The organism is Desulfovibrio sp. UIB00, assembly GCF_022508225.1.
Lineage (GTDB): Bacteria > Desulfobacterota > Desulfovibrionia > Desulfovibrionales > Desulfovibrionaceae > Desulfovibrio.
Window position 1 is genome coordinate 82,611 of the sequence record NZ_JAETXJ010000005.1, and the last position, 12,222, is coordinate 94,832.

General features: G+C 59.2%; 13 protein-coding genes. 10 read left to right on the plus strand and 3 right to left on the minus strand.

Annotated features, from left to right (window positions below):
- Positions 1-3: 3 nt before the first annotated feature.
- Positions 4-195: a hypothetical protein gene (locus JMF94_RS09580; protein WP_240824879.1), complete on the plus strand. Its 192-nt coding sequence runs from the start codon at positions 4-6 to the stop codon at positions 193-195.
- On the opposite strand, the gene nadC is transcribed toward JMF94_RS09580, so the two are convergent.
- Complete coding sequence (gene nadC / locus JMF94_RS09585; protein ID WP_240825013.1) at positions 170-1,042, minus strand: carboxylating nicotinate-nucleotide diphosphorylase; 873 nt, start codon at positions 1,040-1,042, stop codon at positions 170-172. The two genes, JMF94_RS09580 and nadC, sit on opposite strands and share 26 nt — an antisense overlap.
- A 418-nt stretch (positions 1,043-1,460) precedes the next feature.
- Here nadC and mgtE point away from each other — a divergent pair, with 418 nt between their 5' ends.
- The gene (mgtE, locus tag JMF94_RS09590; RefSeq protein WP_240824880.1) at positions 1,461-2,912 is read left to right on the plus strand and encodes a magnesium transporter; all 1,452 of its coding nucleotides are present in this window, start codon (positions 1,461-1,463) and stop codon (positions 2,910-2,912) included.
- A 234-nt stretch (positions 2,913-3,146) separates the two neighbouring features.
- Entirely contained in the window at positions 3,147-3,833 is a 687-nt protein-coding gene (locus JMF94_RS09595; RefSeq protein WP_240824881.1) for a response regulator transcription factor, read from the plus strand.
- Positions 3,834-4,086: 253 nt separating this feature from the next.
- Here the strand turns inward: JMF94_RS09595 and JMF94_RS09600 are convergent, their stop codons facing one another.
- The gene (locus JMF94_RS09600) at positions 4,087-4,416 is read right to left on the minus strand and encodes a hypothetical protein (protein WP_240824882.1); all 330 of its coding nucleotides are present in this window, start codon (positions 4,414-4,416) and stop codon (positions 4,087-4,089) included.
- Between the two features lie 679 nt (positions 4,417-5,095).
- Between JMF94_RS09600 and JMF94_RS09605 the strand changes: the two genes are divergently transcribed.
- The 7 genes from JMF94_RS09605 (at position 5,096) to JMF94_RS09635 (ending at position 11,557) form a co-directional block, all read left to right on the plus strand.
- Positions 5,096-6,226: a sulfite exporter TauE/SafE family protein gene (locus JMF94_RS09605; RefSeq protein WP_240824883.1), complete on the plus strand. Its 1,131-nt coding sequence runs from the start codon at positions 5,096-5,098 to the stop codon at positions 6,224-6,226.
- Positions 6,227-6,263: 37 nt separating this feature from the next.
- Complete coding sequence (locus tag JMF94_RS09610; protein WP_240824884.1) at positions 6,264-6,692, plus strand: DUF1634 domain-containing protein; 429 nt, start codon at positions 6,264-6,266, stop codon at positions 6,690-6,692.
- Positions 6,693-6,730: 38 nt separating this feature from the next.
- Positions 6,731-8,545 (plus strand): ATP-binding protein, encoded by a 1,815-nt coding sequence (locus JMF94_RS09615; RefSeq protein WP_319637971.1) that lies wholly within the window; start codon positions 6,731-6,733, stop codon positions 8,543-8,545.
- A gap of 1 nt (position 8,546) precedes the next feature.
- Entirely contained in the window at positions 8,547-8,942 is a 396-nt protein-coding gene (locus JMF94_RS09620) for a response regulator (RefSeq protein ID WP_240824885.1), read from the plus strand.
- Entirely contained in the window at positions 8,939-9,604 is a 666-nt protein-coding gene (locus JMF94_RS09625) for a sensor histidine kinase (RefSeq protein ID WP_240824886.1), read from the plus strand. The genes JMF94_RS09620 and JMF94_RS09625 overlap by 4 nt, the downstream gene beginning before the upstream one ends.
- A 39-nt stretch (positions 9,605-9,643) precedes the next feature.
- Complete coding sequence (locus tag JMF94_RS09630) at positions 9,644-10,117, plus strand: response regulator (RefSeq protein ID WP_192113365.1); 474 nt, start codon at positions 9,644-9,646, stop codon at positions 10,115-10,117.
- A gap of 225 nt (positions 10,118-10,342) precedes the next feature.
- Positions 10,343-11,557, plus strand: a complete 1,215-nt coding sequence (locus tag JMF94_RS09635) for a response regulator (protein ID WP_240824887.1) — start codon at positions 10,343-10,345, stop codon at positions 11,555-11,557.
- Between the two features lie 257 nt (positions 11,558-11,814).
- Here the strand turns inward: JMF94_RS09635 and JMF94_RS09640 are convergent, their stop codons facing one another.
- A complete protein-coding gene (locus tag JMF94_RS09640) occupies positions 11,815-12,210 on the minus strand; it encodes a PaaI family thioesterase (RefSeq protein WP_240824888.1) in 396 nt (131 codons plus the stop codon).
- Between the last annotated feature and the right edge of the window lie 12 nt (positions 12,211-12,222).

The following is a 12,222-nucleotide window of genomic DNA, read 5'->3' on the forward strand; positions in this document are numbered from 1 at the left end:
AGTATGAAAAAAGAAGTGGCAAATGCGGAAATTTGTTCCGGTGATGTCACTGTGTTGTCGCAATGTCGCCGTATGGTTGCCGCCGTGGGTCAGCGTGTTGTTTCCAAGGCTGGCGGTTTGCGGTGTGCGGAAGTATGGCAGCAGAACGCGGGCATGGCTGTTGCTGCGGCTACACTGCCAGCAGGGTCATGCTGAAATCTGCCGACACTGCGGAATGGGTCAGACGCCCCACAGAAATAAAATCGGGCCTGCGCGGCTCGGTGAGCGCAAGGGAGCGGATGGTATCCAGCCGCACGCCGCCGCTCACTTCGGTTTCGATGGAGCGGGGCACAAGGGCGAGAGCCTCGGAAAGGCGCTGGCCGTCCATGTTGTCCATCATGATGCGGTCAGCCTTGGCGGCTACTGCTTCGTACACGTGGTCAAGGGTGCGGCACTCCACCTCGATGGGCGGGCAGGGCGCGTACTGCGCCCGCAGTTTGGCAACCGCCGCCGTGATGGAGCCAGCGGCATCAATGTGGTTGTCTTTGAGCATGAGCATTTCTGTCAGGTTTTTGCGGTGGTTGTGCCCACCGCCAGCCTGAACGGCGTATTTTTCGACCCAGCGCAGACCCGGAGTGGTTTTGCGTGTATCGAGCAGATGTACGCCAGTGCCTTCCAGTTCACGCACGTAGCGGGCGGTGAGGTTGGCAATGCCCGAAAGATGGGTGATGAAGTTCAGAATGACGCGTTCGGCCTTGAGCATGGCCGTGGCTGGGGCCGTGATATGCGCAACCTCTGTCATGGAGGGCACGGCGGCGGCTTCCCTGACCAGCGCGCGCCATGTGAACGGCGCGCCGAGGCTTTTGAAAACAGCGCCGATAATCGGCAGGCCCACAACCAGGGTGTCTTCCTTGGCGCGGATAACGGCGTTCATGGAGGATTCTGGAGCGAAAAGCCCCAGAGCGGTCATTTCAGGGCCGTCTTCCTCAAGAGCGAGATCGATGGATTTTTGGAGTAGCCGCTGACCTTCGGGAGAGAAAAATGCGGCCCAGGGCGTGAACATTGCGCTTGTCCCCATTTCTTGCACGTGCTAAGTGGAAACTCGCCCGTCAGGGCGTGCTCCGCACACGCTGCAAGACTGTAAATATGGCCCGATTGCGGCGGTTGCCCAATACGGGTGTGGTGTAATAGATAGAATGCCCCGTGTTTCGCGTCAAGCTGCCGGGACTTCATGAGTTTTTTCACAAGCATGACGTGCTGGTGACAATCACACGTTTTTTGCTTAACAGTCGGCAGTGTTTTGCGGCTGGCTGTCGGGGATCGTAAAAAATTGCCCCGGATTGCCGTGCCGCCCATCGTGTGCGGTTTTGGGGGCTGCCATCGGCTGTTGCCCGTGGCGGAGCTTTGCCGCTCCTTGTTGCAGGGTTGCGCCTTGGGCGCGACCATTCCACTTTGGCTACAGACTGGATTAAAGGCGCGCCATGGCAGATCAGCACAACGACAAATTCCGTACCGATCCTGCGGAACAGCCCGGCAGCGCGCAGCCCACTGTAGTACCTCCCCATCCTTCATCTGAAAAAGACACCCTGCCCACGGGCGCGGCCTCTCTGCTGACTGCGGAGCGGCCCGATGCCCATGATCAAGATTTTGCCGCAGAATACGCCGATGCCGAATTCGTGCATCCGGCTGACATGGCGGACCATCTGGAGAATCTGAGTCTCGAAAAGCAGGTCAGCACCCTGAGTCGCATGTCCAAGGAGGACGCCGCCGAGGCGCTGGCCGAACTGGACGAGAACATGGCCGTGGACGTGCTGGAAAATCTGGACGACGACGTAGCCGCCCAGATTATCGCCGAGATGTCGCCTGACGACGCCGCCGACGTGCTGGACGAACTGGACGAGGACCACCGCGACGCCCTGCTGGAAAAGCTTGACCGCGAAGATTCGGAAGAATTGCGCAACCTGCTCAATTTTGACCCGGATTCTGCGGGCGGCGTCATGAACACCGAGCTTATTCTGCTGGAAAAGAATTTCACGGCAGACGAAGCTATCGCCCATATCCGCAGCGAAATGGAAGACAAGGAAAGCCCCTACTACGCCTATGTGGTGGACGAACATCAGGTACTTGTGGGCGTGCTTTCTCTGCGCGACCTCATGCTGGCGCGCCCCGGCACCATCGTGGGCGACGCGGTTTCGGGACAGAGCGTTGTCAGCGTCACCTACGATACGGACGAGCGCGAAGTGGCAAGCCTGCTCTCGCACTACAATTTTATGGCTATGCCCGTTGTGGACAACGAGGGGCATATCCTCGGCGTGGTCACCTATGACGACATCATGGACATCATGCACGAAGAAGCCAGCGCCGACATGCTGGGCATGGTGGGCGCCGACCCGGAAGAAAGCGTGGATACCCCCTGGCTTGAGAGTGTGCGCAAGCGCCTGCCCTGGCTGTTTGTGAACATGATAAATTCCGCCCTCTCGGCCTCTGTGGTCTACATGTTTGAGGGTTCTATCGCCCAGATGGCCGTGCTGGCCGTGCTCATGCCCATGGTGGCCAATCAGGCGGGCAATACGGGGCAGCAGGCTCTGGCGGTGATGATCCGCCAGTTGGCCACAGACCGTTTTGACCAGAAAAAAGCCTGGATGGCTGTGGTGCGCGAGGGCAAGATCGGCATTGTCACTGGCATGGCCATGGCTGTGGTGGCCTTTTTCGCTGCATGGTGGTTCACGGGCCTGCCCATGGTGGGCGGCGTCATGGGCGGGGCGCTCTTGTGCGACATGCTTTTGGGTGCTGTGGCTGGCGGTTCCATCCCGCTTATTTTTCGGGCGCTGGGGCGTGACCCCGCGCAGGCTTCAAGTATTTTTCTCACCACCATCACCGATGGCGCAGGCTTTTTTATCTTTTTGGGCCTGGCCTCTCTGTTCATTTTATAAAAAATTTGTCACCCTTGGTCTGTTTGAGGGATCATGCCCCTGCAACGGCGCGGCTGTTACAGGGCAACCTTGCGTTGCTCCGTGTGCTGCATCATAGCCGCTGCGGCTTTCTTGCCGCGCGGCCAGGGCATGGAGGCCTTCCGGCTTTGTCCCCCATTGCCGGATTAGACGCCAACAGCCGCCACAGGGGAAGCGGGCCGAAACATCAGCTGCGAGAGCCGCAAAGCCGTGCCAATGGGTGATATTCCGGGCGAGGTCTGCCGCATTTTGCTGGTGGACGATCACAAGCTGCTTATGGAGGGCGTGCGCAGTCTGCTCGCGCCTTACGGGCATCTGCGCGTTGTGGGCATGGCCCAGAACGGAGGCGAGGCTGTGGCTCTGGCGGCATCCCTGCAACCGCATTTGCTGGTGCTTGACCTTGGCATGCCCGGCATGAACGGTCTTGAAACAGGGCGCGCCGTGCTTGAGGTGCGGCCCCAGACGCGTATTTTGGTCTATACCGGGCATGAAGATCAGCGCTGGCTGCCGGAGCTTATTGATCTGGGCATTATGGGGCATGTGCGCAAGTCTGAATCGCCCGGCGTGCTGCTGCGCGCCATTGAAAGTGTGCGCGCGGGCGAGATTTATCTGAGTTTTTCTGATCCGGGCGGCCGTGTGGCGGCCATGCTGCGGCAGCGGCGCGAGGCTGCCGATACGGCGAATGCCGATGCCGGGGCTGATCTGGGGGCGCTTTCGCCCCGCGAGAAAGAGATTTTTCGTTTGCTGGCTGACGGCATGAGCGTCAAGAGCATAGCCGCAGAACTGTATATCAGCCCCAAGACGGTGGAAACCCACAAGTACAATCTGCTTACCAAGTTGCAGGCCGGGTCTGTGGGGGATTTGGTCAAGATTGCCATCCGGCACGGTCTTGTGAAGGTGTAGCGGAACGGCAGAAAGCAAAAAAGAAGGCCAGAAAGCAGGAATGCGGCAGTCCTGGGTGGGGGAGAGAGCCTGTCAGGCTGATTTACGCAAACCCGTCTTTTCCGCCCTGAATGCGTCAGCGCCGGGATTTTGATGCTCACGTACTTGAGTACGCTGCGCTCAAAATCCCGGCGCTTCCTTTTCAGGCCGCAAAAACCGTATTTTGCAAATTCGCCCAACACCAGCCGTCGCCTTCGCATTCGCTCCGGCGAGTTTAAGGAAGGCAACACAACGACCAGCTTTTGATGGCGGGGCGGAGGGAGTCAGAAAAGGCAAGAAAAGCAGAAAAGCTGGGAGAAAAAGGCAAAAGTAGGGGGAGAGTTTTTGCGGGATGGGTGAGCCTGTCAGGCTGATTTACGCAAACCCGGCTTTTACACCCTGAATGCGTCAGCGCCGGAATTTTGATGCTCACGTACTTGAGTACGCTGCGCTCAAAATCCCGGCGCTTCCTTTTCAGACCGCAAAAACCGTATTTTGCAAATTCGCCCAACACCAGCCATCGCCTTCGCATTCGCTCCGGCGAGAATAAGGAAAGCAACTCCACGACCAGCTCCTGGTGGTGAATATATTTTTTGACTCGCAAATTTCCTGTCTGGTCATGGCTGAACGGGAATTGGTGTCGTTACAAGTAACTTGTGGTGATTTTAGAATGTTTAGTGTTACTGAGAAAAGTACAAATGCAAACCCGAAACGAGCAATTTAACCAGTGGTACTTGGCTGAATGCGGATATTGATCGAAGCGAAAGCGTCCTCTGGCATTAACGCGGCGCGGAGGGAGATCACCTGAGCGAGCGTGGCGAGCGAGGGAAGCTCCCGCAGCAAGAGACGCGTTGCCCTCGCCACGCTAAGGAAGTTGAAAGCCCTTCTTATGGGGGTGCTTCGGGGGGGATGCAAGGGGGGCCGAGAAGGGGGCGTAGCCCCATAACCGGCCCCGCCTTGCCGCGCGCCGCGCAGGCGTCCCAAACACCGCCGGGTGGCGGAATCACATGCCCGAAGGGCAGTAAACTGCTTAAGCCCCACGCGGGGAGGCAAACCCCGCGCCCGAAAGACCGCAAATTCCCCGCACGCCAACAGGCTAACTCTCTCCCCCTCCCCTCTGGGGAAATCCCTTAGTCATTTTTTCACAATTCAGGATTCTCCTGATAGTACCCAACCCCTTTCCAAACTACCTTGGGCTAACCGTAAATAAACTTGCGTCGGCAAAAGGCCGCAAGGGGGAAACAATGGCTTTTGATTTCCAAAGAACCTTGAAGAGCGGGGCTGAGAATTCTGTGATGAAGTTCATTCTGCTGCCCGTGGTACTGTGTCTGTGGCTTGCCTGCCCGATGTCGGCGCAGGCCGCTGAGGCCCTTCCGGCTGCTCAGGCCGCAGTAACGGCGCAGGCTGAAAATGCCGCTCCAATCCAGACCCAGTCTTTTGTGGCTGTGGCTGCCGCCGAAACCTCGGTGCAGGCTGCGCCCGCTGAAGCCGCTCCTGCTGCTTCGCAAGCGACTGAAGCGGTGGCCATAGACAACCATCCGTGGTGGTACTGGCCGCTGGCCCTGCTGTTCTTCTGTTTTATCCTTGGTGTGATCGCCGTCATGGCAGGTGTAGGCGGCGGCGTTTTGTTTGTGCCGCTGGTGAGCGGGTTTTTCCCCTTCCACCTCGACTTTGTGCGAGGCGCTGGCCTGTTGGTGGCCCTTGCGGGCGCGCTGGCCGCTGGCCCCGGTCTGTTGCGGCGTAACTTCGCCAACCTGCGTCTGGCTCTGCCTGTGGCGCTGATTGCCTCTGCCTGCGCCATCGTGGGCGCCATGCTCGGCCTGGCGCTGCCGACCCATATCATCCAGACCTGCCTTGGTGCGACCATCCTCGGTATTGCCGTGCTGTTGCTGCTTTCCAAAAATTCCGTGCGTCCGGTAGTGACCAAGCAGGATGCCATCGGTCTTGCGCTCGGCATGAACGGCGTTTTCCTTGAACCCAGCACCGGCGAAGTGGTGGAGTGGAAAACCCACCGCACCCTGGCTGGCCTACTGCTGTTCATCGCCATCGGCATCATGGCGGGCATGTTCGGCCTTGGCGCTGGCTGGGCCAACGTGCCTGTGCTCAACCTGCTCATGGGCGCGCCCCTCAAGGTGGCCGTGGGTACCTCCAAATTCCTGCTTTCCATTACCGACACGTCTGCCGCCTGGGTGTATCTGAACCAGGGTTGCGTTATCCCGCTGATGGCCGTTCCTTCCATCGTTGGCCTCATGCTGGGTTCTGTGGTGGGTGTGCGTCTGCTTGCCAAGGCCAAGCCCAAGTTCATCCGCTACATGGTTATTGGCGTGCTCTTCTTCTCCGGGGCCAAGGCCCTCATGAAGGGCCTCGGCTGGTAATCCGCATCGGATACGCTTGAACTGAAGGGAGAAAACAATGACCACTGATCTGAAGAACGACATAAAGGCCTCCCCCGCGCAACTGCGCTATGCAGACACCCTGTTCTACGGCGCGCTGCTGGGCTTTGTGGCAATGCTTGTTACTTACGCGCTCTATGTTTTTGGCGTGCTGACGCCGCAGATTCCTCTGGACCAAATGCCGCACCTGTGGACGCAGAACGCAGCAGCCTACCGTGCTGCGGGCAATATTCCTCAAGGTTGGGGCTGGCTTGCCCTTGTGGGTAAGGGCGATATATGCAATTTCATTGGTATCGCTTTTCTTGCGGCGCTCACCATCATCTGCTTTGTGCAGCTTGCGATCAGTCTTGTGCGCCAGAAGCAGTGGATTATGACGATTATTGCCGTGCTTGAAGTGTTGGTGCTCAGCCTTGCGGCTTCGGGCGTTCTGGTGGCTGGCGGCCATTAGTCGGGGTTTTGCCTTACGGGGCCGGGGAACGTGCCGCCGTGGAGCTGAACCGCACCAGCGGGCTTGACGGCGGCGCAGACCTTGGAGGGCACATGTTTGCCACGATAAAAAACTACTTCGCGCATCTGCTGGAAGTTCCGGAGGCTGTGTCTCCGGCCCGGTACCGCTCACTGCGGCGGCTGATGACAGTGCTCATGGTGGCCGTTTCGGTTACGCCGCTACTACTGCTTTCGGCCATCAGCCACGTGCAGTACATGCGTACCCTTGAGCGCGAGCTTGAAAGCCCGGTGTACGCCCTGGCCCGCAAGTCGCAGGCGGCACTTGAACTGTACCTTGGTGAACGTGTTTCCACGGTGAGTTTTCTGGCCCACGCGTACACCTTCAAGGATTTACTGGACGAACGAACTCTCAACCGCGTGTTTCTGGCCCTTAAAAGTGAATATCAGGGCTTTGTGGATATGGGCCTAGTGGACGCGGACGGCCAGCAGGTTGGCTATGTGGGGCCTTACAAGCTCAAGGGCGTGGATTACGCGGGCAAGCCCTGGCTGCGCGATACCGAGATAAAGGGGCGCTACCTCAGCAACGCAATTCTGGGGTATCGCGGGTATCCGCACCTTGTCGTGGCAGTGCACAGGCTTGAAGAAAACGGCGTTTCATGGACGTTGCGCGTGGCCACAGATACCCTGCGCATCCAGCAGGTTGTGTCCACCGTTGGGCCGGAGCATGATACTGACGTGTTTCTTGTGGACACGGAAGGCGTGCTGCAAACGGATTCCAATCTTTTCGGCAAGGCGCTGGAAAAACTGCCCATGGATTTGCCCCCGGCCTCGCACGAAACAGTGGTGCGCCGCATTACAGACCCCAAGGGCAGGCAGCTCATGGTGGCCTCGTGCACGCTGGCAGGCACGGATTTCATGCTGCTGGCCGTCAAGCCCACGGAAGACGCCATCCGCCCCTGGCTGGCCCTGCGCACGGAATTGCTGCTGGTCTTGTGCGGCGGCATTGCCCTGATCTTTATGGTTTCTAATCTGCTCATGCAGCAGCTTATAAACCGGTTGCAGGCCAGCGATGAACGCCGGGTCGCTGTTTTTGCCCAGATGGAGCACAACCAGAAGCTTTCGTCCATCGGGCGGCTGGCTGCGGGTGTGGCCCACGAGGTCAATAATCCGCTGGCCGTCATTTACGAAAAGGCGGGGCTTGCCCAGGATCTTTTGAGCATGGGCAAGGTGTGCGGCGACGGCAAGGACAAGGAAAGGCTTTGCGCACTGCTGGAAGGCATTGAAAGCACAGTGGAACGCGCGCGCGGCATTACCCACAGGCTATTGGGCTTTGCCCGCCGCATGGAAGCCAACCGTCAGGCCCTGCACATAGAAGAAGTTATTTCAGAAACCCTTGGTTTTCTTGAGCGCGAAGCCAAAAACCGGGGCGTCAAACTTGAAGCGGAACTGCCGCCCAACCTGCCGGAAATTGTGTCCGACAGAGGCCAGTTGCAGCAGGTGTTCCTCAATATCGTGGGCAACGCGCTGGACGCGCTGGCCGGTGGCGAGGGGAGCACGCAGACTCCGCAGGGCGAAGAGCGTTTTGTTAAAATCCGCTGTCAAAGCCAGAACGGGCAGATGCTGGTGAGTGTGCAGGACAACGGCAAGGGCATGTCGCCCGAAGTGCTCCGGCATATTTTTGAGCCGTTTTACTCCACAAAAAAAGACAAGGGAACCGGGCTCGGCATGTTCATCACCTACGGCATCGTGCGCAAGCTTGGCGGCGAAATTCACGTGCAAAGCGAAGAAGGGCGGGGCAGCACCATAAGCATCACCCTGCCGCTTACTCCGCCAGATGTCGCGGTGGAGGTGTAGAATGTCATTACGCATCCTTCTGGCTGACGATGAAAAAGAATTTGTCGATACCCTGGCAGAGCGACTTTCGCTTCGCGGATTTGCTCCCTATGTGGTTTATGACGGCATCAGCGCACTCCAGGCCGCCACGCCGGAAAAACCCGATGTTGTGGTGCTTGATCTCTTCATGCCCGGTTTGTCGGGTGATGAAGTGCTGCGCCGCCTCAAGGTTCTGTACCCGGATTTGCCGATTATCCTGCTGACGGGGCACGAGGCCGTGGACGACAACGGCACAAACCCCGTGGCGCAGGCCTTTGCCTGCCTCACCAAGCCGTTGAGCTTCAATGTTTTTCTGGAAACACTGCAAGCTGCAGTGCGTGAAGGCAAGGAATGCTCAGCCAGCGGAGGCAAGTCATGAATGAAAGTCAGTGCATGGCCCGCTTGCTGGCTTCCGCCGTTCACGACATGCGCAACGTGCTGGCAGTGATACGTGAATCTGCCGGGCTGGCGCAGGATCTGGCAACGCTGGCTGGCGGCAAGGCTGTTGCCGCGCCTGGGGCAGAGCGGCTTTCATCGGCATTGAGTGAAGTGCAGCGTTCCATCATCCAGGGGGCGGCCCTTTCCGAAGCCATGGACTTCATGGCTCAGGCTGGAGGCATGGAGCCCGGCGGTGCTGGCCCCTGCGATCTTGCGCGGGTGAGCCGCAGTTTCTGTCTGCTGGCGGCGCGTCAGGCGCGCGCGGCGCAGATACACCTGACCAGCGGCGAAACTGAAGAACCCGTGTGGGCCAATGTGCCGCCTTTGGCTGTGCTGCGGTCGCTGCTTGAAGTGTTTGATCTCTGCGCCTCGGTGGGCGGGCAGGTGAACCTGCGCCTTACCGCCGGACGGCGGCAGAAGGAAGAAGGCATTATTGTTGAGGCACTGGAAGGGGCCAACCGCGAAATGGCCCTGGCGGCCATGACGGGCAGCCCCATGCTGGACGGCATGCGCCCCGGTTGGCGCGCCGTGCTTATGCCCTGGCGGGATGCCGGGCCAAGATTTTTCCTTTCCATTTCGGCCTGCGATAGCGAAGGCGAATAACCGGCGCCGGCATGTTGCCGGGCCTTCAAGGAGTATTCCATGACCAAGGAAGACATCAAAATCCTTCTGGTGGACGATGAAAAGCAGTTTGTGGACACGCTGTCGGAGCGCCTTGCCATGCGCGGCTTTGAAGCGCGGGTGGCCTATGACGGCCCCGAGGCCCTCAAGGCTGTGGAGCAGCCCACCGACGTTATCGTGCTTGACCTGCGCATGCCCGGCATGGACGGCTTTGAAGTGCTGCGCAACGTCAAGAAGAGCAATCCGCAGGTTCAGGTCATCATTCTTACGGGCCACGGCGGCGACGCTGAAGAACAGACCGCCTATCGCATGGGTGCGTACAACTTCCTCAGAAAGCCCATGGACATTGACGAATTGCTCAACAGCATTCGCATGGCCTACCGCGACAAGCTTGAGAACGCCATGGTGGCTGTTTCTCTGGCCGAAGGCGGTGATTTTGACTCCGCACGTGATGTTATGAACGAAAAGGACGTGCTGGAAGAGCACGGTAAATAGGCGCTGGTGCAGCTTTGGCCGGGGAGGGCCGGATGGAGCGCATCCGGCCTGCGGCAAGAGTGTTTCTGTACGAAATGCTCTTGAAGGGGCTTGTCCCCCAGTCCCTGCCATAAACAGGCGTTGGCTGGTCTTGCCCGCCGCAAGGCGGCTGGTTCAAGCGTTAATTGTCCTGAAGCAGTTTTCTGAAACTGTCAGGGCGGCAGCGGTTCGCCATAGGAGTTCGCCATGCGTGTGCTTGTTGTGGATGACGAACCTGCCTTTTCGGAGCCTTTGGCCGAGCGTCTGGCATTGCGCGGCTACGAAACCGCAACCGCGCAGGATGCCGATGCGGCCCTGGCCGAACTGGCGCGCGGCCCCCGCGACCTCATATTTCTTGATGTGGGGCTGCCGGGTATGGACGGCGTGGATCTGCTGAAAATTTTGCGCGAGCACTACCCGCAGACCGATGTGGTGATGCTTTCAGGCGCAGGAGATATGGGCAAGGCCGTGCAAGCCATGCGGCGCGGCGCGTTGAACTGGCTTTCAAAGCCCGTGGGCATGGACGGCATCCTTGCGGAATGCCGCAAAGCGGCGGAACGCGCAGGCGCACGGCAGGAAGCCGCACGTCTGGCCGAGGCAGCCCGCTGGCGCAGCCTTGGCCGGGTAGCGGAAGGTGTGGCCCATGAGGTCAACAACCCGCTGAATATCATGGTGCAGGCCGCTGGCCTGATCCGTGACTGTCTGGAAGAGCCGGAAGCCCAAGCCCTGCCCGATATCGGCGAAGTGCGTGAAGCTGTGGACACCATCAGGACGCAGAGCCTGCGGGTGCGCGAGATTACGCGCAAGCTGCTCATGGTGGGGCACGGGCTTGACTCCCGTGTGGGCGCTCTTGATGTGGCTGCGGATGTGGCTCAGGTGCTGCGCCTGCTGCACGAACGCATGGAAAGCGCCCATGTGCGCTGCGATGTGCAAGTGCCGCAGGGCGAGGGCGCGCCCCGCCCCTTGGGTTCCGCCCCGGAATTGCAGCAGATATGCCTGCACCTGCTGGAAAACGCGCTGGATGCTCTCAGTGATACTGAATCCGCATCAGGAGCGGCAGAGCGCCCCGGCGGTCTGATTATCCTGACTGCCAGCACCAGGCGCGATGCGCAGGGGCAGGATTGGTATGACCTTGTGGTGCGCGATAACGGCCCAGGCATCGCGCCCGACATCATGCCGCACATATTTGAACCCTTTTTCAGCACGCGCGCCCTGCAAAGCCCGGTTGCCGCACATGCATCCGGCGGCAAGACGCTTGGCCGTTACGTGGGCCTGGGGCTTGCGGTGGCACGGTCTCTGGCGCACGCCCGAGGCGGCGAGCTGACAGCCGCCAACGCGGCTGATGGCGGGGCGGAATTCTGCCTCAGCCTGCCCCTGGCGGAATCCTTGGGAGAACACCCAACGCCCAAGGCAGAAGCATAGGACTCTGAAATTTTTCATATTGCGCGCAAGGTTCGATCTCTGACGTTTGCGCCACGCATCACCTCCATGCGCCCCAAGCGTTTACGGTGGAAGCCCCTTGCCAAGGGTTCGGCAAGGGGCAATTCTTTTATTGCAGGCCAACATAAAGCCCCTGCCGCAGGTTGTCCTCCGGCAGGGGCTTTATGTTAATGTTGTTGCGGGCTTTGCTCTTGCCCGGTCTGAATAATGGGGCGGGGCTCGGCGTGATTAAGAAAAAACTAATCCGGCAGCAGCACGTCGGTCTGAAATCCGGCGGCAACGCACTTGGCAATAAGATCGCCTGAACCGTCGTAAATTTTTACGTCGTAATTCAGGATATGCTTGCCGTTGCGCACCACAAAGGCCTCCGCCGTGAGGGGGGAAACCCTGCCGGGGCGCAGGTATTCAATGGTGGTATTCAGGCTTACCACGCCGTAATCCTTGCCCGCATTGGCGGCAGAGCCAAAGGCCACATCGGCCAGGGCAAAGATGGCCCCGCCGTGGGCCATGCCCATGCCGTTTTTGTGGTTTTCGGTGATCGGCATGGTTACCTTGGCATATTCCGGTGTGGCGCTTTCAATGGTCATATCCAGATAGCGCACCAGCTTGTCGTGCTTTTCCACGTAGTTTTTCATTTCCATCTCCAC